The following is a 21,782-nucleotide window of genomic DNA, read 5'->3' on the forward strand; positions in this document are numbered from 1 at the left end:
TCAGGCTCCTTCGAGAGAGACAGACGCATCCTCATCGAGCAGGGCGTCGAGTTCATCGGTGGTGAGGTCGGTATCGTCCATCTCGACCGGGGCCCATGTGCTCCCCGAGTCGCCCTGGATTTCCTCAGTGACTCCGGGCCGGATACCCAGAGCGTCAAGGCGCTTCCACAACGGAGCCAGCGAATTCTCCGGAGACAGGGCGAACTCGCTGCTGCGTACGCGCCAGAACTGCCAGCCAGCCCGGCGCAGTTCCCGCTCCCGCTCGTAGTCGTCACGGATCTGGTCAGGAGTGGAGTGATACGGGCTGCCGTCGCACTCCACGGCAAGGCGGCCTGTCTCTCCTACGACGACGAGGTCGATGCGTTTACCGCTGACTTTCCACTGGGGGACGACGTGGTAGCCGCGCTCCCTGATCCTGCGGAAGACCCGCTGCTCGAACAGTGAGTCAAACGGCTCGCACCGTTCGTCGGATGAAACGGCGGAAAGGCCGGGAGAAGTGCCCTGGAGTTCCGGTGGCGCCTGCATATAGGTGAGCAGGGAGTGGCGCAGGTCCCTGCTGCGCAGCTGGTCCGGCGTGACGGAGGTGAACAGCCACATCTGGTCGCGCGCCCGACTGGCGGCCACGTTGAACCGCCTTCCGTCACCCTGGCCGGTCAGGGCCCGGGTGTTGTCTGCGTCGACGACCAGCGAGAGCAGGATGACGTCCCGTTCGTCTCCCTGGAACTGTTCGGCCGTGCCGACACGTATGTTGTGCCGCTCCTGGATCGTGGAGTCGATCCGCGTGTCGATAAGATTCTCCAGCAGCCTTGTCTGGTGTCCGGAACGGAGCACGATGACTCCGAAACTCCGGTTCGCGTACGCCTCGTCCTCCGCGAGTTCCTGCAACTTGGCGACGATGCGTTCGGCCTCGGGCCTGTTGACCAGAGTCTCTCGCCGACCCTCGCAGTGGCCTTCATGGACATGGGCGACTTCGAGGGGCCGCAGCCGGTCCGCTCCGTACTGCCGCAGCGGCACGAGTTCGTTGTCGGGATAGAACTGGGCGGAGGACCACTTGATGATCTCCGGCATGCACCGGAAGTGCTCGGTGAGCCGGATCGTCTCGCTGAAGCGCGCGGACAGCAGGTCGTAGAGGTTGGACTTGGGGCTGAGCCCGTCCCGCTGCCAATCTGTGAGATGAGGCAGGAGTGAGTCGAGAAGTTCGTTCAGACGCTCGTGCTTGCCGCCCGTGTAGAACGGGACACACTGCTTGTCGTCACCCACGACGATGATCCTCGGAGCGAGCCATAGCAGCATCAGCCCGTCGAGACCGACCTGGCTCGCCTCGTCCACGATGACGACGTCGAAGGCGTCCGGCTCGGGATCGATCATTTCGGCCACCTGTTTGATCGGCATGACCCATGCCGGGACTGCGGCACGCGCGTCACGCATCGCGGAACGGGCGGCCTTCAGGTGCCGCTTGCCGAGTGCCGTCATTCCCTTGCCCGCATGCGCCATGGCCGACGCATAGGCACTCAGCGCCTGTTTCTGTCCGGCCGTCATCCGGTCCAGACAGTGGTACAACGCCTTGTCGGCCGCCAGTTGGGTCACCGTCTGCCTCAACTGCGCCTCGACCGCTTCGAGTTCGCCTTCTAGTTTGGCTTCTTTGCCAGGTGTCAGCATCGCGTCCTGGAAGGTACGCGCTCGCCGCCACGTCCAGGCTCCGTCCAGATTTACGAGGCGGGTCTCCCAAGCTTCCTCGGTCGGGAACTCGGCGAAACGCCGGGCCAGTTCGGGGTGGCCCTCGGACAGTCGGTCCAGGAGCTTGCGGGCCTCCCTGCGATCAGCCTCACGATGGAATGCTTCGGTCAGTGAGTCAATCGCGGACGTGTACGCCTGCGGATCAAGAGCGGTGACGGCCCGGTGCACCTCTGCCAGTTCGGCCACTCCGCGGGCATCAGGTCGCGGCAGCTGCTCGGCGATGGACCGCAGCGTCTCCTCCGCCTCACGGGCACGTAGCAGTTGTTCCGCACCGCTCGCCGACGTACGGATGTCGTCCCACTGCTGCGCTGTCCGCACCGTGGCCTTGATCCGGGCTTCGAGCAGGACCTCATGCAGCGAACGTACGGAGTCGGTGAACCTGTCCACCGCGCGGATCGTTGGCACCCGGTCCAGCAGCTCCGACAGAACGACCTCCGTGGAGCCCTCGACCGCAGGCACGCCAACGCTCTGCCATCGCTCGTTCAACTGCCGGACGCACTGGCGTGCCGCCAGATGGGCCACCAGCGCGGAGATCTCGTCCGGTGTGCTGGGCAGCCGCCCGTCCACCCGGCAGTCCCGTAGGAGGACTTGGGCTTCCTTCTGCACCGGCCTCGGAGCCAGCTTCCGCAGCTTGCCGCCGCCCTGCAGGTATTGTTCGAGGTCCTTCCCTGCAGCGATAAGACGAGATTCCTCGGCAAGCGCCACGTCGGGTACGTCGAGCATGGAGAAGGGCATGTGCTGAAGCAAGCTCTGCACGTTCTCGGCCCGGGCGGACGACTGGCGTACTCCCTCCCACAACTGCTGTCGCCGGCCTGCCATTCCGTCCTGCAAGGCACGCGTGGTCCAGTCCTCGGGCGGCCAGGCGGCGGGGTCGCCCGGCAGTCCCTCACTCTGCAGCGCGTGTTCCGCCGCGTCCAACAACCCGACCAGCGTCGCAATCAACTCACAGCCTTGCTCAGCGAGTTCGAGGGCGAGTGTGTCAGATGCTGGTCCGGCGCAGGCTCGTGCAGCGGTGTCCAGGGCGTTGACTGCCTCTTCGAACAGCACAGGTGCGACGAAGTCCGCGGGGTCCGGGCAGCGGGCGGCATGCTCGTCCAGGACTCCGGCCCCGTGCCGGGACACCAGACCCAGCAGGCGCTGAGCCTCATCCTGGCTCAGCGACGGTTCTCGCGGTGCCGAGGTGGGCAGGGCAGGCATCCAGTCGTACTTCGGTGCGCCAGCAGTGACGGTCTCCACGATCTCCGCGAGCCGCCCCACGTAGCCGGGTGCCACGTCGAGGTGTTCGTACCACTCCGCCTCCCGAACGGCACGAAGTTCGTCACGGAGCCGCGCGCGGGTATCCGACAGTTCCGAGCGCAGCGCTTCATGGCCCTGGATCTTTACGTCCAGACGCTCTGTCGACTGGGTGGCACTGAGCTGGGAGAGCGCACGCACGGACCGTTCCAGGTCGTCGCTGCCGTCCTGGCGCCGGTCGCCCTGGAGGACGCATAGGCTGCGCAGTTCGGCGGGCAGTTGCTGCCGCAGGACCTTCAGCGCCTGGCCCTTCTCGCTCGTCACGAGCACCCGCTTGCCGTCCGCCAGCAAGGCGCACACGAGGTTGGCGATGGTGTGCGTCTTTCCCGTGCCGGGCGGTCCCTGAACGACGACGCCGGTATCGGTCTGAAGGCGCCTCAACACCTCCCGCTGGGCTTCGTTCGACAGCAGCGGGAACAGCGGGTCGGGGCCGAGGGCGGGCGGCACGTCGCGGCCCCCTGCCGTACCCCACGCCCTGCGGTCCTCCGCTTCCAGCTTGTACAGCAACTGAGCTAGGCCCAGGGGAGCGATGGCACCGGGCTGAGCGAGGCGGTTCGCGATACCGTCGTAGAAGTTCACGAGGGCGCCCTGGCCCCGCTGCCGGAGAATGATCGCCGGCGCGAACCCGAGCGTCGGCACCGGCAGCGCCGGGTCGGCGGGCGGGCGACCCCAGCCCCGGTGGAACGCCACCGCGCGATCGGTGCCGAACGCCCGCTCCGACCAATCACCGAGCACGTCCTGGGAGTCACGCGACAGCGGATGGAACCCGTCCGCGTCGACACGGTCTCGCAGCGGACCCAGCACACGGGTGCTGTAGCCCTCGTCCGCGTCAAGGAACTCGCTGTCCTCCATCCGCGCGGGGTCGCCGGGTGCGAGAGCGACGGTGATGGACATATTCGTGGAATTCACGGTGAGTATCAGCGGCGCCGTCAGAATATGCCGGGCGATACGCGCAGACGGACGTGTGGCTCCGATGGTCAGGAAGCCAGCGCCCAGTACCGCCTCGTATTCCTCGCCGTCCTGCTGAATCCTGATCGCCACTCGATACAGCTGTTGATGGAGTTCCCGGTACGGCCGGTCGACGCGCTCTTTTTCCGACCACTTACGCCACGCGTCGAGCCATCGCGTGTAGGCGCGCAGCACGTCGTGCGCTTCCTCCCGGCGGATCTCGGAGACCTCGAACAGGTCTCCGTTCTCGTCCTCCTGCCAGCCCTGGCCTGGTCCCGACTCGGCCAGCGGTGGTGCTTCGAGCGTCGCGGTGACGGCGGCCTCGGGATCGATCCACCCCACCAGCACCTCGGGCAGGTCAGGAGCCGGGCGAGGCGGGCGGTGTGCCACCTTGAGCAGCGTCCGGTCGCCGTCCGGGTGCCGCCGGAGCTTGTCGTCCGGCAAGCCTGAGAGCCAGAGGACCTCCGGATACTTCTGCCAGTCCCGCACCGGCTTGTACGAACCCCGGACGATTTCGCGCATATATTCGATAAGTTGGCGCGTGTGGTGAACCGCCTCCGGATTATTTGCGCGAAGTGCAGAGTGAAGAGACACCTATCCCCCAGATAATGGCCCGATGGAAAGCCTTCCAGGATGTGGGAGAGAGGCGGCTCCATCAACAGGGACCCGCAAGTAATGACGCGAACGAGCCACATTCCGCGAAAGTTGGCTGTAACGCAGCCAACCGTCAGGAGCGAACCCACGTGTGGCGATCACGAGCCGCGGTGTACACCGACTCGACCCTGTCCAGTCGCCAGTCAGTCTTGAGGTGCCTGAACGCCGCGATGTCGCGCTCCTGAACGACACGCACGTCCCGGAGCGACGGCACGACCTGCAGATCTGCCACCGCAACGAAGGCAAGCACCGGCTGAACCTCGACGGGAAACCCGCACGCACTCGTCAGCGCAGTTGAGGCCCGCCGCGCCTCAGCTCGGCTCTTCCGCACGTAGGGGTACGACTGATCGCCTATGCGAACAGAGTCGTCGCCCACCCAAACGCGCGCTCCGCGGAGGCACTTCGTGTTGAAACAGAAGGCTCCGCCCGGCCCAATCAGGACGTGGTCAATGTCAACATCACCCGCCAAGGGTATGGAATGCAGAACTCGCCAGCCTCGCCGCGCCAGCCTCTCCAGTTCCGCTCCCACCCGACGCTCGCCGGCCAGCCCTGCACGCCAGCTGTCTGCCTCCAGGCGCCGACCGGACAACCTGGCCAACGCCCACCGCCAGAAGCCGGGCGCCAGCTCCTCCAGCTTCATCTGCAGCGCGTCTCCCGGGCGGTTCCCGGCGAGGTCGTCCTCAGAACGCAGTGCCTTGTGTACTACGGGCGAAGAAGAAGCAGTGAGAAAAGGCGCAAGGACATCAAGTACCGCGTCCCGCTGTTCCTCAACCAGAAGCTTCAGGTACCCCGTGCGGCGGTCGAGCCATGCGACCTTCTTGCCGTCCGACTGATTCACGTAGAGACGGTCATGTCCGTAACGCTTCCATACGGAGACCTGTAAGCCGCTCACGCACCCCCCGTTTCGCATCCCATCAAAGACCAACGACCATGTGACCAGGATCAGAGACGGCGATCAAGACGGCCTCATGTCTGCGCCATGCAGGCTGGAGGCCGAGATTGGACGCTTCCCTCACCTCGAAGGGACCGGACGAGAGAGGCTCTGGCTATATCGTTCGGGAGCCGGCACGAATGGCGGACCGGGTGGCGACGTCGACGGCGTATCCCATCCAGTCGCCTCCGCTCGCGCGCTGATCGTCGAAAATAAGCCATTTCCTCAAGGGGGAGTACGAATTTCGGCTCTAGATCCATGCCTTCGGGAATCCGTCTGTACGTTTGCCGACGTGAAGTCGTTCACCCCGTGCGATCCGGCGGGTTCGTGAAGCTCATCGAGGGACGGGGGTCCGATGCTTACCTGGGCCGAGGCCGCACTGTGCGGCGCCGGGGGCGGGTTGATAGTCGAGGCCGTCGTGACCTTCGGGCGGCTGAACGCCTGGCAGCAGGCCCGGCATGAGGCAAGGGCAGCCGCGAAGCCATTGCCTCCGATCGGCACGTTCATCGATCCGCCCGCGGATTCGCTGGCCGCGCTCTTCCGCGTCGTGCTGGGCGGCGTGGCGGGCTGGCTCCTCCATGGCGAGTTGGCCGGGGTGTTCGCTGCCGTGTCCGTGGGAGCGTCGGCACCTGCGGTACTCGCTCAGGTAGGCCGGTCCACCACCGCCGCTGAGGCGCTCCGGGCCGGTCCCGCCGCCGATCCCCCTCCCGTGGACCCAGCCGGAGGCGCCGCCGAGTCTCCTACCCCGCCAGGCCCTCCAGGATTTGATCCCGCTCAAGGGGAGGCAGCCCCATGAGCCCTGGATCCCTCGCCCATCGCTCCTGGAAATCGTTCACTGGCGGACGTCGGCCGAGCCTCCGGCGGTCGGCGGAACGCGGACGCGCCGGATACACCTTGTGGCAGCGGGCCTGGGCATCGTTCATCGGTTGCGATCTCCGCTCACGACCTGGCGCGGCCCCGGCCGGTCATGCGTCGGCCCTCGCCGTGCAGGAACAGTCTGGGAGCGGTCTGCAGGCCCGCCCTCTCACCTCGGGGTGGTTCGCACTGCCGCAGCTCCCAGCCCTCGGCACCCTGTCCGCCGCGGGCGGCGACTCGGTGGTGCTCGAAGCGTCGTCGCCCGACGGGCGAGCCGGGTTTCTGGTGCGCCGCCGCAGCGGCGGCGAGTCCGAGTACAGCCTCGAAGTGGTGGTGCGCAGTGCTCGCGATGCCGCCCAGCCACTGCTGTCCACGGTCACCTATCGGCAGCCGGACGGGCATGAGCGTGTGCTGCTCGTGCCCGTGGCGTGGGGGCAGTTCGGTCCCGCGGCCGCATACGTCGGCCTGCGCGGCTTCGACACCGGCACGACGTGGGCCGCCACCGCCCCCTCACCGGTGTCCCCGGACACCAACTGGGACCCCACAACGGTCGCGGACTCGATCGACGCAGCACTCAACGAGGCGACCCGCGACGCCTGGCGCCAGGTGCGGGAGTTCGTGAACGACCAGGTACGCGGCGTCATCGACGGCGCACTGCGATGACCTCCGAAGCAACCGCCGCGAAAGGGAACCGACACCGCGTCGTGCTCGACACCGTCCTCAAGGACGCGACGAGTCCACAAGGCGTGGTCAACGAGCTCCTCGGCGAGCGGCAGCTGTGGTGGAAGTGCTGCAGCGAAGCGGTCCGTGCGGATCCCTCCTGGCTGCTCTCCGCACAGGCCAAGGACCTGGCCGAGTGGATCGACTCGACAGCACCCGACCGGCCGCCGGCCGACTCGATGACGCCCGCCCGCCACGCATACCTGCTGGCCCAGGCGCTCAGCGCACCGGAAGGCCGGACGGCGGAGCACGACGATGCCCTGACCCGAATACGGAGTGCGTGGGGCCGCAGCGGTCTGCTGTCGGCCAACGCCGCTCCCGGCCCTGCTCAGCCGTCCGGTCGAGGAGTTCGGGATCTTCCTCCAGACGTCGCCGAGCGGCTGAATGCCGTCATCGAGCGCCTTTCACATCTGCCCGTAGCCGACGATGAGGGCGGGCGGTCGGCCGGACCGGACGGCGTGCTGATGATCGGCGCGCTGTTGATGGCGGGGGCCGAGCCGCGCAGGCGACCGCTAGTACGGGTGCCGGTGGTATTCGGAGGCGCCGCACAACACAACGGTCAGGGCGCCGAGGAGGCAGGCGCCACCGGAGTCCTGGAACTGCGTGAATTCCCCGCCGGCCCCCCGGGCCTGTATCCCGATCCGCGCTCGATGACCGGACTGCGCAGCACCAACGGGCAGTTCGCGACCGCCCTCGGCCGGGCATGGGCCGTGGCGGGCCCACGCCGCGGCCTCCGCTGTGTGCTGTGGCGCGTCGTGCTGACAGACCCTCCCGGACCTCTCCTGCAGATCGAGGGCCCTTCCCTCGGCGCCGCGTTCGCCCTGGGGCTGCGGGAACTCCTGCGTCATCCCCCGTCCAGACGGCCCAGCGTGGCCTGGCTTCGCGGAGTCTTCTACGGGCTGCGCCCGCGCACTGCGGTGACCGGGGCACTAGGCCATGGTGAGCGGCTCGTCGAGGTCAGCGGCATGGAGAGCAAGCTCCTGGCCGCGCGCCGTAAAGGGCTGCGTCTTGTCGCCCCCACAGCGAACCGGCCCCACGCCGCCCATGCGCCCGAGCCCGGAGACGTGAAGTTCGCCGAGACGCTGCGGCAAGCCGACCGGTACGCCCGCAGGTTCCGCACCGCCCGCCTTGCCATCGTGCTGTCGCTGGTCGCCGCCGCCACGACATCCGGTGTAGTGGTGCAGTACAGGGAGGCCGAGGCCAGGAACCGGCTGGCCACTGCTCATCAGCTGGCCGATGTGTCGGAGGATCTTCTCCAGAGCGACGTCGGGCTCGCCGAACTGTTCGCGGAGCGGGCATACCGGCACCACCCCGATCCGCTGACCCGCCGGGCCCTCTTCCGGGCAGTCACCGCCAGCCCGCACCTGGCTGGGAGCGTGCGGGCGAGCGGAACGGTCTCCGCCGTAGCGAGTGCACGGGACGGGCGGGGCGCCGTCGCCGGGACCCAGGACGGATATGTGGAGCAGTGGACGCTGTCCGGGACCGTGTTCGGCGACCACAAGCGGCTGGGTCGCCTCCCCAGCCCTGTGAAGGCCGTCGCGGCCGACAGCACAGGGGAGACTGTCCTGGCGACCGACGGCACCACGGTGCGTGTGTGGGCCGAGGGGGTGCGCGCGGCAGCGCCCCGCATCCCCGCCGGGCAGCAGCCCACGGCGGTGGCAGTCTCCCCGTCGGGACGCTTCGTGACGGTCACGACGACGACCTCGGGGTTCGGGATCCCGCCCACACTGTGGGTCTTGGACCGGGACTTGGGAGAGACGAGACGGCTCGATCTCAAGGACATGGACACGAACGCGGACGCCGTCGCTTTCGTCGACGACATGAACGTGGCTGTCCTCGAGGCCGACTACGGCACCTGGAATCGCATCTCTTTGAAGCGGCTCAGCCGCACCGCCGGGAGCACGCTCGGCTTCGGCGTCCACAACGTGGGCTTCGCACTCGCCCCGGACGGCAGCCACTTCACCTACAGCAACAAGGGCTCCCCGCTCCCGATCTGGCCGTCCAAGGGCGCCCCCGATATCGACAAACCAGCCCTGCAGGCGAAGACGGAACCCGGCAATCCCGCAGCCCTGGCCGTGAGCCGCGGCGGTTCTCGGGTCGCCGCAGCCATCGGCACCACCATCCGCGTTACCCGGACCAACGCGCCCAACAAGACGGCATCCGAGCCCATCGCCCTCCCGGGGGCGGGGACGGTCACCGAGGACGCACTCACCTTCGTCGGCGACAGCGACAGCAAGCTGATCTCGGCTTCCCAGGACACCCTCAGCCTGTGGGACCTGAACCAGCACTCCCGCATCGCCAAGACCGCCACGGCGACCATCCCGAATTCCTGCGAGGCATGTAATGCACCGCGCGTCTCCGTGTCACCGGACGGCCGCGACGTGGCAGTCCTCGACGGCAACGAATCGAGCCTCGCCGTCCAGAGGCTCGGCCTGCCCGGCGAGGACCCACGGCAGAGAAGACTGCCGCAGGTCCTAAAGCTCCCTGGGCTTTCGGAGCTGCTGTGGCAGCCCGACAGTTCGCGCCTCTTCGTGGTGGCGCCGGACGGCAGCGCCGAGATCCTGGCCCGTGGACGCGACGAATGGCGGATCGCCGGCTCCTGGCCCGCCGTGCCGAACCCGCTCCAGCTCTCCGACCCGCCCGCGCTGCTGCGTTTCCTGCCGGACGGCCGGAAAGTTGCCGAGGTCGACACCTCCGGCACGGTCCGCTTCAGGGACGCAGATTCCGGAAAGGTGCTGCATCAGGTCCCGGGCCCGAGGGCCATGGCACCGAAAGCCGACTCCGGCTTCACCGCGCGCAGCCGGAGTTTCGTGGCGCTGGATCCGCAGGCCGCCCACGCCGCGGTGTTCGACTACGGGGACCCGCTCAAAGACCCACGTCCTCAGATCCATGTCATCGAGATCGCGACGGGCCGTATCCGCACGATTCCCGCATCGGGCACCACCGGCGTCGCTTACGCAGGGGAGCGCTTGCTCGTTCAACGAAGCGGCGGAGCCCTCGAGCTCTGGACCGCTTCAGGGAGCCAGCGGCTTGACACAATCGAGGGCACGGCCGACACCGCCTTCGGCCCCGTCGTCGGCGGGGACCTCGTCGCCGAGACGACGTCCGAGGACAACACCGTTCGCCTCCTCGACCTGTCGTCAGAAGCCGCCCTCGGGGCACTCACGCTCCCCGAGGACAACAAGCCGCAGTCAACGGGCATGGCCTTCACGGCAGATGGCACGAACCTGGTCACGGCGACGGAGGCCCCCAATGCCGCGACGGAGGCCGAGGCCGCAGCGGACCGTGGCCTGGGGCAACTCACCGAATGGAGGCTTGACCCGAGTGACTGGATCCGCACCGTCTGCTCGTCGACCGGCAGGGAGCTCGAACCGGACGAGTGGGAACAGCACATGGGCAGCGAAGGCCCCTCCGCCCTGCGCTGCGGGGAATGACGCCGTGCTCCCCTGGCGGCAGGAGCAGGCCGTGACCACGAAGGCGCGAAGAGGCCCCGGCTCAACGCCACCCCGCCAACGTGCGCTCGCTGCCTCGCTCGCCCTGGCAGCGGCCCTCTCACTAGCCGGCTGCCAACAGGAGCCCGGCGGCCGAACCGACGGCAGCGGCCCGAACGCTTCCCCATCCTCGTCCGGCCCCGACTCTGCGGTGATCTTCCTGCCCGGCAACGCCAGTCCCAGCGACATGGTCCTGACCGACGACGGCACACTGTGGGTCGCGCAGGCACAGCTGAGCGCGATCGCCGAGATCGATCCCTCGGGCAAGGTCACCCAGCACCCCCTTCCCCGCGGACCCGGCTACCCGCCCTACCCATACGACCTCCAGGAGTCCCCGGACGGCGGGATCTGGTACAGCGCGAGCGACCAGCTCGGACGTCTCGACCCGTCCGGGAAGTTCACGTGGTGGGACGACAGCTCCAGCAGCAACGACAACGGTCCCGGCTCCGACGACGGTCCCGGGTACCCCGACGGACTCACCCTCAGCCCCGACAACACCATCTGGTTTGCCCACATCGCCAACGGCGGCATCCCAGCCTTCAGCCGCGCCGACAACAATCGAGGGCTGTCCAGCATCGCGATCCTGAAAGGCAAGGGCACGTTCTCCATCCCGACGGGCGGCATCGTTGCAGGGCCGGACCGTGCGGTGTGGTTCTCCCAGATTCATCAGTACGACGAGTCCGACGGCGACGGCATCGGACGCCTCACCGTACAAGGGGCCTACAAGGAGTGGCCGCTGCCCAAAGGCACAACCCCGCAGAGGATCGTCGCCGGCCCCGACAAGGCGCTGTGGTTCACCGAGAGAGGTGGCATCGGACGCATCGATGTCGACGGCGACGTCTCCCACTTCGCCGTCCGGGAGTCCGAGCACCCAGACGGCATCGCTCTCGGCCCTGACGAGGCACTCTGGTTCACCACGGACAGCAGGGTCGGCCGCATCACCCCGAGGGGCAAGATCACCCTCTGGCCCGTACGGGGCGCCAAAGGGCTGAGCAGCATCGTCCCCATCCCGGACGGCGGCTTCTGGCTGACCGACAGGGGAACCGACACCGTCCGCCGGTTCTCACCTCCCCGTTGAACGTCCTCGGAGCTCAGTGGAAGACAGCGGCGGTTCTCCATGGCTGGCTTCGACGCCTGCAATCAGTCGACATCGACAGAGGAGGGATTATGCCGGCCGAGCCATTCGGAAGGTTCCAATACCCGACTGCACCATTACGGGGCGAGGGCACATCCAGGGCACATGAGCCTGGGAAACAGCGCCGACCAGTGAGAACTACCGAGAGTCGTTTCCGCAGCTCAGCGCACATCTCACCAAGAAACCCCAGGTCAGCCTCCCGCTGCCCCCAATCGCTGCACGAGTGGCAGGACTTCAGTCACCGCCTGCACGAGGCGGGGCATCAGCCGTATTGCCTTGTGTGGCCGTGAGCTGAGGTTTCGGCGGCTGCGGGCGGGGTCTTCGGGCCTCGCCCTTTTTCGTGGCGGGGGGGCCGTCGGACGGCAGGCGCCTCCGGAGCCTCCGGGGCAAGGACCTGGTCGGCAGACCGAACCGGGCATCGCCCGCGGATGGACAACATTTCGCCGATCGGGATGTCGTAAGCGCCTAGCCCTGTCTCCGGGAGGGGGAGGCGGGCGCCGTCTCGCCTGAACCGGCGGACGGGCCGGAGGCGGCGAGGTCGAGGAGCGTCATCTTGTCGTGGTCCGGGCTGCCGGGCGGCGCCATGTAGACGACGAGGCGCTGGCCCTGTGCGCGGTTGAGGGACAGCCCTTCGTGCGAGAGCGTCATCGTGCCGACCTCCGGGTGTCGGAGCGTCTTCTGGCCGTCGCCGATCGTGTGCACCTCGTACCGCTCCCAGAGCCGGTTGAAGTCGGGGCTCTTGACGATCAGTTCACCTACGAGTGCGGCGAGATCCGGGGCGTCCGGATCGGTGCCGGCGATCGCCCGCAACTGGGCGACGCACCCCTTGGCCTTCTGTTCCCAGTCCGCCCACAGCTCGCGGGCAGCCGGGTGCAGGAAGGTGTACCGGACGGTGTTCCGCTGCCGCTCCGGCCAGTCGGCGATGCCGTGGAGCAGCCGCAGCCCGCCGGGATTGGCCGCCAGCAGGTCGTTGGTGCGGCTCACGACGTACGCCGGGTTGGGCCGGAGCGTCTCCAGAAGCTGCGTGACGGTCGGACGGACCCGCCGTGACGGCAGGGAACGGGGCTCGGACGCACGCCGCGCCGCTCGCGCCGCCAGCTCGTGCAGGAAGCCGCTCTCCTCCTGGTCGAGGCGGAGCGCGTCGGCCAGCGCCTCGACCACGGAAGGGCTCGGACGGGTCTCCTTGCCGCGTTCCAGCCGTACGTAGTAGTCGATGCTCACACCGGCCAGCGCCGCTACCTCCTCCCGGCGCAGACCCGGCGTACGGCGCGTGCCGGTTCCGGCGGGCAGCCCGACGTCTGCCGGGCGTACGTCGCCACGGCGAGCTCGCAGAAACTTCCCGAACTCGGTCATGCCGTCATTCTGCCAGCGTGTGATCAGGGGGCCGGCCCGGAGCCTGGCCCTGTTGCACCCCCCTGTGGCGTGCCCTGGAAGATCACGGTCTGCCGCACCCTCGCAGGCCTCACGAGTCTGGACGGATGACCACTCTTGAACCAGGCCGCACGACACAAGTCGCCCGGCCACGCACGGCCGCACCGAAGCTGATCCTGGCGACCACGTTCATGGGCATCTTCCTGCTCAACCTCAACACCATGGCGTTGAACGTGGCGCTGCCCGGGATCGGGCGGACCTTCGGTGGCAGCACGGCGGGACTGCAATGGATCGTGGACGCCTACACGCTGATGTTCGCCGCGCTCCTGCTTTCCGCGGGCACGCTCTCCGACCGCATCGGGGCGAGCCGTGCGTTCGGCGCCGGCGTCGCGGTCTTCACGGCCGCCTCGGCGGCCTGCGGACTGGCGCCCGGGCTGGGCGAGTTGATCGCCGCCCGCCTGATCCAGGGGAGCGCGGCGGCGATCATGCTGCCCTCCTCGCTGGCCCTCGTCCGGCAGGCCTTCCCGGACGCGGCCGAACGGGCACGGGCCATCGCGCTGTGGACCGCCGGCGGAGCCGTCGCGGTGGCCGCCGGCCCGGTGGCCGGCGGGGTGCTGTCCAGCACTCTGAGCTGGCGGGCGGTCTTCGTCGTCAACCTGCCCGTCGGCATCGCCGCCCTCGCGGTGTTGACCCGCGTGGAGCGCTCGCCGCGCCGTGCCACGCCGCTCGATCCGTACGGCCAGCTCACGGCGATCGTCGCGCTCGCGGCGCTCACCTTCGCGGTGATCGACGGAGGGGAGGACGGCTTCGGCGAGCCCGTGGTCCTGGGCTGCCTGGGGCTCGCCGCGGTGGCGACGGCCGCGTTCATCATGATCGAGGCGCGTACCGCCGCGCCGTTGGTCCCGCTCGACCTCTTCCGTTCGCGCACGGTGACGGTTTCGGTCGCGATCGGCTTCGTCGTCAATGCCGCGTTCTACGGGCTGGTGTTCGTGCTGAGTCTGTTCTTCCAGGACGTTCTGAACCTGTCCGCCATTGCCGCGGGGCTGATGTTCCTGCCGATGATGGCCGTGATCGCCGGAGCCAACCTGGCCTCCGCCAGGGCTGCGGCCCGCTTTGGACCGCGGATGCCAATCGCCGTGGGACAGGCGATCCTCGCGCTGGCGATGTTCGGCCTGCTCTGGATCGACGGGGGCACCAGCAGACCGGTGATCGCGGCGATGCTCATCCCGGTCGGCCTCGGCCTGGGTTTCCTCGTCCCTTCCCTGACCGCCATCCTGCTGAACGACATCGCCGCGGACCGGGCCGGAATGGCCGCCGGCATCCTGAACTCCTTCCGGCAGACGGGCGGCGCACTCGCCGTGGCCGTCTTCGGAGCCCTGGTCGCGGACCCGGGTGAGTTCACTGTGGGGCTCCGGGTCGCCTTGTGCGTCGCGACTGTGATGCTGCTGGCCACCACGGCCACGGCCCTCACGCTGCCGCGCGGCCGTGGCTGAGGGGACGGTGACGATGAGGGGGCCTCGACCTTCAGATCGGCTGGGCGAGCCGGTCGATGATCAGCAGCGGAGGGCCACAACGGCTCCTCGCCCAGCCGCCGGCGGGCCTGGGTGATCCCACCCGAGTCGGCAACCCATGCTCACCTCAGGGGCGCGTTCGCGTGGGGCCCTCGTCGTCCACTCGACGTCCTCTCGACGTCGGACGACGGCAGGCGCGACACCTGTCGTGGGCGCCTGCCGCGTTGTGGACCTTCAGTCCTTCGGTGCGACGCGGATACGGTTCCCGTCAGGGTCGGCCGCGACGAAGGTCAGCCCGAACCCCGCGTCATGAGGCTCTTGCAGGATCGTGACGCCCTTGGACTGCCACTGCTTGAAGATCGCGTCGATCTCGTCGGACCCGCTGTCGACGGCCAGGCACACCTCACTGGTACGCGGGACATCCGGTGACAGATTCTCGAAGTGGCCGGACCACACAGCGAGGTCAGCGCCTGGTCCGAGGCCGAAGGTGATGTATCCCGGAGTCTCGAACGAAGGGCTCAGGCCGAGGAGATCGCCGTAGAAACGAGCTGCGGCGGGCGCGTCGTTCACATAGACGATGGACACGACGGATGTGGTCATGGTTGTTCCTTCTCACAGGGGTGCAGGTACGCGTCCACCAGCCTGATCGGAATATGCGCCGTATCGTGTCGTAATTCCTGGAAAACTTGGGGTGTGACGCCGGACCGCTTCTTCGCCCTGATGCTGCTCCTCGAATCGAGGGATGCGGTGACCACACAGGAACTTGCCTCGGCGCTCGGGGTGTCCCTTCGCACCATCACCCGGGACCTGAACTGGCTCCGCGACGCCGGTCTGCCGGTGACCGCACACCGGGGCCGCCTCGGAGGCGTGAGCATGCTCCCCGGGTCCGGGCTCGACCTCACGCGACTCACGCCGGACGAGCGTGACCATCTCTCGCTCACCGGGCTGGACGAGAAGCAACGTGCCGAGCTCAACGCGTCGGTCGAAAGCCGGCGCGCGCTCTCCAAGATCGTCGCGGCACAGTCACGTCGAGGTCATGAGCTCCTGCCGCTCAGCGACGTAGTGCACGTGGACAGCCGCCCCTGGCTCCGGCCACTAGCTCCCGGCACGACTCCGGCTTCGCTGATCGGCCCAGTGCGGCGAGGCCGCCGGCTACGGATCGAGTACGACAGCCCACGCGAGCCATGCCCACGCGATCTGGTCGTGGATGCCTACGGGCTGCTCGCCAAGGCCGGCACCTGGTACCTCGTCGCCGACTGTGCCCAGGTGCCACGGATGTACCGACTCGAACGGATCACGACGTGGAGCGAGGTCGACCAGCCACGACGGATCCGCGAGAACCAGACCCTTGCCACCGTTGCCGCAGCGCTCGTTGACCAGTGGGAACACAACCATGCGATAGAGGTCAGCGCCACCATCGACCGGACCCAGATCGAACGAGCGCGACGGATCTTCGGCCAACGACTCGTCCGGGACGACCATGAGGCATCGGCCACCGGCCACAAGGTGACGATCCGCTTCCTGCACCTGGAGGACGTGCGAGCACTACTGCCGTTCGGGAGCGCCATCACTGTGCACGGCCCCACCGAAGCCAGGGCTCACCTCCGCACCCTCGCCACCGACCTTGCCCACCACTATGCGCCGTCACCAACGTCCTGACCCGCAACAGCCAGCTCGCCCATGCGCGTCAGGTCGACGGGAATGCACCCGACGAACGTCGCGGTCGATATCACCTCGAAAGGATCTTGGCCTTTTTCGAGATCTCAGCCGCAAGTGGAGTCCCCAAGATCGATGAGAATCTCGCTCCGACATCATCAAGAACATCACGGAGAAACCCACCCGCCGCTCGCTGAAATTCGGAAAGCGTGCAGATTCCCCGATAGGCGGCCATCGAGCAATAGATCAGCGTGTTGCTGATGTTGGCGCGATACATCACCTTCGGCCTCGGGCCAAGCGCGTTTCTGTCAACTACTGCCGTCATGCGCTCCATAGGCGGTGACCGTCATGTAGGCCGTTGCGTTCGCATAGTCGAGCGTCTCCGACGAGAGGCAGACCGTCTGCCCAGTCGCCTCGGAAATCACTCGCATGAATTCCGCAACGTCGGCAACATCCTTCTCTGTGCGAATACCTCGGGGATCGCCCTGAAAGTCAATGAGTGTCGACGAATAGAACTGAGTAGTCCACGACTGCCGGCCTACCTGGACCGACAGGAGGTAGTCGACGTTATCACCCTCATTGAACATTGCGGGGTTTATATCGACTGGCACATCGGAGTCGAAATGCTTCATCCTGAGGATGAAACCACCCGCAGCGAGCCCCTCAAGTACAGCAACCCACTGCCCATACGAAGCCGAGGTCACGAACACCTCGATCAGACTGTCTTCCTGCATCTCCAGGCGCTGCAAGAGGTTCAAAGACTCTGAACGTGTCACGGTGCGCCCCTTCGACCGTTCGCATGATCCAGGAATCCAATAAATGCATTGGTGTCGGCGTCCCACGCCGCACCCACGTCAGGGAGAAGGTAGCGACCACATTGCATCCCTCAGGGTTCGTGTATCTCTGCACGGCGGACTTAGGGTTCGTAAGCAAGTCGTCCACTAGATGACCCGAAATATCGACCCGCTCTTTTCCGGAGTTAAGCTTGATCAGACTTGTTCCCGGACGGTGCATGCGCTTCTGATAGGCACGAGAAGCTGCACTATCACCAGCTTTTCCATTGAGCGGATCAGTTGCACTCTCGCTTAGATCATCAACGCCACCGCAGTTGTGCACCAGAACTGGCGTGGCCCCCGCCAGCACATAGTACGTGTGCAGGCCAGGCTGCTCCTGCCTGCAAGTTTGCTGGTCAGCGGGCGATTTGACAGTCGCCGGATGTTTGTGCTCGTGCGCTGGAGTCTGTTGGTGTTGCCGTCAGTGGTCTATGTCGCCTGGGGAATTCCAGGAATTCCGAATGCGTGTCAAGCGGCTTTGCCGTGCGGGGTGAGGCTGATGGTCAGGTCGGCGCCGAGAGCCTGAGCCAGGCGGCGCAGGAGGGGAAGCGTGGGCACGGTCCCGCCGCCTTCGAAGCGGGAGATCTGCGGCTGCTTCATCCCGCACCGCTCGGCCAGCTCGGCCTGGGACAGCCCGAGCTCGATGCGCCGGTCGTGGACAAGCTGCCCGAGCTCACAGGCGAGCGCGGAAGGCGGGTCCTGCATGGTTCCTCCCCGCCTCAGGCCGCCGGGGCGACGATGGTGACGGTGGGCTCGTCCCCGCCGGCAAAGTGCACGTCCACCGTGAGGTCCAGTGCGCGGGCCAGACGCATGATGACCGCGATGGGCGGCAGCTCGGTGGCCGTCTCGATGCCTTCGATGTCATCGACGTCGACGTGCATGCGCTCGGCGAGGTCGGCCTCGCTCAGGCCCAGCTGCTTACGCCGGTCGTAGACGGCCTTGCCCAACGTCATGGCGAGGCCGGCCTCTTCGTAGACCCGGTCGTACTCGGGGTCGACGTCCAGGTGTTCGCCCAGCAGCTGGCGGTGGCGACGGGTCCTCCATTCGCTGTGGTTCATCGGTTCTCCTTGAGGTTGCGGCTGTAGAGGTCGTGCTCGGCGGCGGCTTCATGCTCTGCCTCGCACAATCGCTGTGCGGCGTGGGCGCGGTCCACTTCGGCCTGCTCGCGCATCTTGGTCTTGCGGAACACGGTGAGCAGCACGACACGTCGGCCGGGCGCCAGCCAGTAGGTGATCCGCTGATGGGCATCGCCCAGGCGGAAGCGCAGCTCGCGGAGCTTGCCGCCCAGGTGGCGGGAATGCGGTTCGTCGAGCGTGGTGGGCTGCTCGGCGAGCAGGTCGGCGACATGTTCGGCCTGCTTGTAGTGATGGGCAGGAATGTTCTCCAGCCACAGCCGCACCTCCGGCTCGATCTCGATCGAGTACCGCCCGCTGTCCATAGCACCGATGATATATGGCACGGGGTGCGTGAGCGCGACTTCGTAGTTCAGGTCGCGTGCCGTCGCCGCGATCGCAGCCACTCCAGCGTCGCACACCCCCGTACTCCCTCCTTCATCCTGACGCCACGGCGCCGCCCGCGAACCAGCGGCAACCTGCCGAGGCGGCGCAGGGTCAGCTTCTTTCAGCAGGTCGGGTCCGAGCGGGAGAGGCAGCGTACGGCCGGGCTGGTGCGTCACCCGGTCTGGCCACGCGGGGCCGGAGGCAGGGGCATTGCGCGATTGGGACCACTCGCGACGTCCGCACCTTCCTCGACGGACTCCGCACCACCTGCCAGTGCTGCGCCCAGAACCGGGACGCGACACGGCGGTCCTGCTCTGTGCCATCGGCCAGTGCTGCGACAAGCGGCTGTCCCCGCTGACCGTGACGTACGTCCACGCGGTCCTCAAGTCCGCCCTGGAACACGCCGTCCGCGAGGACGAACTGCCACGCAACGTCGCCCGCAACGTCAAGACCACCACACCGCGCCCCCGTCGCTTCCAGCCCCTCACCGCCGCCGAAGCCCGGCAGTTCCTTCAGTCGGCCGCTGATGATCGTCTGCACGCGCTGTACGAACTCGCCTTGCGCACCGGACTCCGCAAGGGCGAACTCCTCGGCCTCCACTGGAAAGACCTCGATCTCGATGGCGGCACCGCCACCATCCACCGCTCGCTCCAGCGCACCCGCAGTCAGGGCCTGACCGTCCTGAACACCAAGACGCTCGCCTCCGAGCGGCGCATCGCCCTCCCCACCGAGTGCATCAACTCCCTCAAGATCCACCGGGAACGGCAGCAGGAGGAGCGTCAGGCGGCCGGAACGGGTTGGACGGACAACGGGTTCGTCTTCACCACCCCGAAGGGCAGGCCGCTCGACCCCACCAACCTCAGCCGCCGCTTCCGCCGCCTCCTCCACAAGGCCGGGCTCCGGACGATCCGCTTCCACGACCTCCGGCACTCGACCGCCACCCTGCTCTTGGAACAGGGCGTGGGCGAATGCGTTCTCAGGCGGTGAGATCGAGCAGGGCGGTGGCGTGCTCAGGTCGTGACCGGTAGTAATCGGTTGCGGCGGCGATGTTGCTCCAGCCGGCCTGGCGCATGAGGCCGATGGCTAGGTTGCGCATCGTGGCCATGGCGCGCGGCGCGGTGCCGGTGCGCACGCGTGAGGAGTCCTCGCCGTAGGTCACGTCCCTTGTGTGATGCAGGGCCTCGACTGACCAATGGTTCTGGATCAGTTGGGCTAGCTGGGCCGGGTTGGCCTGGACCGGGGTCAGGCTGGTGACGGCGTAGAGGGTCTTCGTCTGGACCTTGCCAGTCCTGCGGTTGACCCGTCGGCGTTTGATCTCCATGGCCTGGACGGCATGCGGGAACCGGAGGCCGGGTTCGACGGTGCAGACTTTCAGGCGGCGCACCTCGCGGCGGCCGTGGCCGCTGGAGGTGGTGCGGTCCTGCAGCGGGATCTGTTGCCAGGGAAGCTTCTTGAGCTGCTTGCGGAGCTTCTTCTGGTTGCCCTTGACGACCAGGAGGTAGTGGCCGCCGGCGGCGATGACGTGTTCAGCGTGGGCGCGCTGTGTGTGGAGTGCGTCGGCGGTGACGACCGTGCCGTGCAGGTCGATGCGGTCCAGCAGCGGGGCGAAGGCCGGGATCTCGTTGCTCTTTGCGGGGATCTGGCGTTGGGCGATGACGGTCCCGATGGCGTGTAGGGCGGCGGCGAGCAGGTAGACGGCCCTGTTGTCGCTGGTGCGTGAGCCGCGCACGGCTTTGCCGTCGACGGCCAGGCCGACCAGGGTGTCCCCGGGTTCGTCGGCCGGGTCGCGGGCGTCGTGGGCAAGCCAGGTGCCGATGGCGTCGTCCAGGGCGTCGCCGTCCAGGCGGGCCAGCAGCCGTCCCAGGGTGGTGGTGTCCGGAGTGGCGCGGGTGAGGCCGAGGCGCGTGCGCAGTGCGATGTCGCTGTCGGCGGCGAAGCGGGCGATGGCGGTCACCGATTTGGCGCCGCTGAGGACAGCGAGCAGGCACAGGGCGAGCAGGGAGCCGATCCGGTAGCGGCGGCCCCGGATCCGCCGCGGGTCGGGCACCTGGTCCAGTACCCCGGCCAGGGTGCCCAGGCCGGGCAGTTCGACGGGCGGGCATGGGAAGTCGACGTCCTCGCGGTGGCGCGCGAGGACGTCGATCAGGGAGGATGGCACGCGAACGCGACCCCTGTTCATGATCTTTGGCTTCGAGAACCTTGATCATCGGGGGTTGCGTTCGTCATTTCCAGTCCTGCACAGCACTGCCGGGCGCGCGTTGCGGATCGAAAATGGGGAGCGGCAGTGTCGCTGTCGGCGTCATCGTGAAGCCATGAGTCGCTGGAAGCTGCACGACAACTGGCACGCCGATCTCCCCGGCCTCACCGCCGAACAACTACGCGAGCGTCGGGACTTCGCTTCCCAGCGTGCTGATCACGCCGCAGCGCGGGGCATGGGCCGCAACCCCAAGGCCGCCCGCGGCTGGCGGGAGATGCTGCGAGCCGTTGAGGATGAACTTCTCAAGCGGGGCGTCGGGGACGCGTAGCGCCGAGCATCCGCGGGCAGACATCGCGGCCTTCATACGGCGGCGATGCCGACCCCAATGACGGCACCTCATGAAGTGGCCAGGCGACCGCGGCTGTCCACAACATGAGAACGCATCAGCCCTGACGTGTCAGTACGTCCTCAGGCAAATAAAATCCCGTTAGGGATCAGTTTGCCCATCCCTGAATGTTCGACCTCGACTCGATCGAGAAATAGCTCTCGACGTTCATCCTGGAGGCGGTCTTCCTTTCGTATTGCTCCGACGCGAGGTAGAGCAACCCCTCAGCCTCCTGAGCAAACGGCGCAACGAATCGATCGAATCCCAGACCAGAACTCCGGACTTCGCCGTACGCTCGCTCTCCTGCCAAGATGCACGCGCATCGCGCGTAAAGGAAGTGGTCGCTCGTCTGCGGGAGTTCCAAACCGTTGGCAAGCGTCACTGGCACCTCCGCTAGATCCCTCCTGTCGATCTGATAAAGCGACTCCCGAAGTCGCTCAACAAATCGAGTCAAGGCATCGGGCGTCATCGCGCTGAGCTGCCCAGAGATCCGCTCCAGGGCAGAGTTGATCTCGCTCTCATCCTGGACGGAGCTTGAGCCGATGACCCTCCAGAAATCAGTCACT

The 21,782-nt window shown here is 67.4% G+C and carries 15 protein-coding genes and 2 pseudogenes; 7 read left to right on the forward strand and 10 right to left on the reverse strand.

All coding sequences use genetic code 11. The features are described from left to right. A complete protein-coding gene (locus ACFYRX_RS05040) occupies positions 1-4,500 on the reverse strand; it encodes an AAA domain-containing protein (protein WP_389096698.1) in 4,500 nt (1,499 codons plus the stop codon). 205 nt (positions 4,501-4,705) lie between these two features. Further along, a complete protein-coding gene (locus ACFYRX_RS05045; protein ID WP_389096700.1) occupies positions 4,706-5,470 on the reverse strand; it encodes a nuclease-related domain-containing protein in 765 nt (254 codons plus the stop codon). 1,077 nt (positions 5,471-6,547) lie between these two features. Between ACFYRX_RS05045 and ACFYRX_RS05050 the strand changes: the two genes are divergently transcribed. The 3 genes from ACFYRX_RS05050 (at position 6,548) to ACFYRX_RS05060 (ending at position 11,707) form a co-directional block, all read left to right on the forward strand. After that, on the forward strand, positions 6,548-7,081 hold the full coding sequence (locus tag ACFYRX_RS05050) for a hypothetical protein (RefSeq protein WP_389096702.1): 534 nt from the start codon (positions 6,548-6,550) through the stop codon (positions 7,079-7,081). Further along, positions 7,078-10,572 (forward strand): WD40 repeat domain-containing protein, encoded by a 3,495-nt coding sequence (locus ACFYRX_RS05055; protein ID WP_389096703.1) that lies wholly within the window; start codon positions 7,078-7,080, stop codon positions 10,570-10,572. The genes ACFYRX_RS05050 and ACFYRX_RS05055 overlap by 4 nt, the downstream gene beginning before the upstream one ends. Before the next feature lie 208 nt (positions 10,573-10,780). Next, positions 10,781-11,707 (forward strand): hydrolase, encoded by a 927-nt coding sequence (locus ACFYRX_RS05060; protein WP_389096705.1) that lies wholly within the window; start codon positions 10,781-10,783, stop codon positions 11,705-11,707. Between the two features lie 522 nt (positions 11,708-12,229). Here ACFYRX_RS05060 and ACFYRX_RS05065 read toward each other — a convergent pair. Beyond that, entirely contained in the window at positions 12,230-13,117 is an 888-nt protein-coding gene (locus ACFYRX_RS05065; protein WP_389096707.1) for a helix-turn-helix transcriptional regulator, read from the reverse strand. 125 nt (positions 13,118-13,242) lie between these two features. Between ACFYRX_RS05065 and ACFYRX_RS05070 the strand changes: the two genes are divergently transcribed. Beyond that, positions 13,243-14,628 carry an MFS transporter gene (locus ACFYRX_RS05070; protein WP_389096709.1) on the forward strand — a complete coding sequence of 462 codons (1,386 nt, stop codon included), beginning with the start codon at positions 13,243-13,245 and terminating at the stop codon, positions 14,626-14,628. A 252-nt stretch (positions 14,629-14,880) separates the two neighbouring features. Here the strand turns inward: ACFYRX_RS05070 and ACFYRX_RS05075 are convergent, their stop codons facing one another. Then, a complete protein-coding gene (locus tag ACFYRX_RS05075; RefSeq protein ID WP_389096711.1) occupies positions 14,881-15,246 on the reverse strand; it encodes a VOC family protein in 366 nt (121 codons plus the stop codon). A 93-nt stretch (positions 15,247-15,339) separates the two neighbouring features. Between ACFYRX_RS05075 and ACFYRX_RS05080 the strand changes: the two genes are divergently transcribed. Then, positions 15,340-16,305, forward strand: a complete 966-nt coding sequence (locus ACFYRX_RS05080; RefSeq protein WP_389096713.1) for a helix-turn-helix transcriptional regulator — start codon at positions 15,340-15,342, stop codon at positions 16,303-16,305. A 305-nt stretch (positions 16,306-16,610) separates the two neighbouring features. Here the strand turns inward: ACFYRX_RS05080 and ACFYRX_RS05085 are convergent, their stop codons facing one another. The 4 genes and pseudogenes from ACFYRX_RS05085 to ACFYRX_RS05100 all read right to left on the reverse strand — a co-directional run bounded on the left by ACFYRX_RS05085 (position 16,611) and on the right by ACFYRX_RS05100 (position 18,573). Continuing rightward, positions 16,611-17,078 carry a hypothetical protein gene (locus ACFYRX_RS05085; RefSeq protein WP_389096715.1) on the reverse strand — a complete coding sequence of 156 codons (468 nt, stop codon included), beginning with the start codon at positions 17,076-17,078 and terminating at the stop codon, positions 16,611-16,613. Positions 17,079-17,603: 525 nt separating this feature from the next. Further along, positions 17,604-17,819: pseudogene (locus ACFYRX_RS05090) on the reverse strand (helix-turn-helix domain-containing protein); the annotation flags it as partial. A 35-nt stretch (positions 17,820-17,854) separates the two neighbouring features. Next, on the reverse strand, positions 17,855-18,193 hold the full coding sequence (locus tag ACFYRX_RS05095) for a helix-turn-helix domain-containing protein (protein ID WP_389096717.1): 339 nt from the start codon (positions 18,191-18,193) through the stop codon (positions 17,855-17,857). Continuing rightward, entirely contained in the window at positions 18,190-18,573 is a 384-nt protein-coding gene (locus ACFYRX_RS05100) for a type II toxin-antitoxin system RelE/ParE family toxin (RefSeq protein WP_389096719.1), read from the reverse strand. Before ACFYRX_RS05100 ends, ACFYRX_RS05095 begins: the two co-directional genes overlap by 4 nt. A gap of 198 nt (positions 18,574-18,771) precedes the next feature. Here ACFYRX_RS05100 and ACFYRX_RS05105 point away from each other — a divergent pair. Beyond that, a pseudogene (locus tag ACFYRX_RS05105) lies at positions 18,772-19,615 on the forward strand (tyrosine-type recombinase/integrase); the annotation flags it as partial. On the opposite strand, the gene ACFYRX_RS05110 reads toward ACFYRX_RS05105, so the two are convergent. Next, positions 19,611-20,792 carry an ISAs1 family transposase gene (locus ACFYRX_RS05110; protein ID WP_389096721.1) on the reverse strand — a complete coding sequence of 394 codons (1,182 nt, stop codon included), beginning with the start codon at positions 20,790-20,792 and terminating at the stop codon, positions 19,611-19,613. The pseudogene ACFYRX_RS05105 and the gene ACFYRX_RS05110 sit on opposite strands and share 5 nt — an antisense overlap. Before the next feature lie 154 nt (positions 20,793-20,946). On the opposite strand from ACFYRX_RS05110, the gene ACFYRX_RS05115 reads away from it, so the two are divergent. Further along, positions 20,947-21,159, forward strand: coding sequence for a hypothetical protein (locus ACFYRX_RS05115; protein ID WP_389096723.1), 213 nt, complete (start codon positions 20,947-20,949; stop codon positions 21,157-21,159). Positions 21,160-21,325: 166 nt separating this feature from the next. Here ACFYRX_RS05115 and ACFYRX_RS05120 read toward each other — a convergent pair whose 3' ends face one another. Continuing rightward, a complete protein-coding gene (locus ACFYRX_RS05120) occupies positions 21,326-21,781 on the reverse strand; it encodes a DUF4240 domain-containing protein (RefSeq protein ID WP_389096725.1) in 456 nt (151 codons plus the stop codon). Position 21,782 lies beyond the last annotated feature (1 nt).

The organism is Streptomyces sp. NPDC005374 (assembly GCF_042872225.1).
Lineage (GTDB): Bacteria > Actinomycetota > Actinomycetes > Streptomycetales > Streptomycetaceae > Streptomyces.

What these genes read in the sequence shown, in the direction of transcription:
- ACFYRX_RS05065 (WP_389096707.1), bottom strand. Translation starts at nt 13,117, where the DNA reads ATGACCGAGTTCGGGAAGTTTCTGCGAGCTCGCCGTGGCGACGTACGC.
- ACFYRX_RS05070 (WP_389096709.1), top strand. Translation starts at nt 13,243, where the DNA reads ATGACCACTCTTGAACCAGGCCGCACGACACAAGTCGCCCGGCCACGC.
- ACFYRX_RS05040 (WP_389096698.1), bottom strand. Translation starts at nt 4,500, where the DNA reads ATGCGCGAAATCGTCCGGGGTTCGTACAAGCCGGTGCGGGACTGGCAG.
- ACFYRX_RS05075 (WP_389096711.1), bottom strand. Translation starts at nt 15,246, where the DNA reads ATGACCACATCCGTCGTGTCCATCGTCTATGTGAACGACGCGCCCGCC.
- ACFYRX_RS05055 (WP_389096703.1), top strand. Translation starts at nt 7,078, where the DNA reads ATGACCTCCGAAGCAACCGCCGCGAAAGGGAACCGACACCGCGTCGTG.
- ACFYRX_RS05095 (WP_389096717.1), bottom strand. Translation starts at nt 18,193, where the DNA reads ATGAACCACAGCGAATGGAGGACCCGTCGCCACCGCCAGCTGCTGGGC.
- ACFYRX_RS05115 (WP_389096723.1), top strand. Translation starts at nt 20,947, where the DNA reads ATGAGTCGCTGGAAGCTGCACGACAACTGGCACGCCGATCTCCCCGGC.
- ACFYRX_RS05100 (WP_389096719.1), bottom strand. Translation starts at nt 18,573, where the DNA reads ATGGACAGCGGGCGGTACTCGATCGAGATCGAGCCGGAGGTGCGGCTG.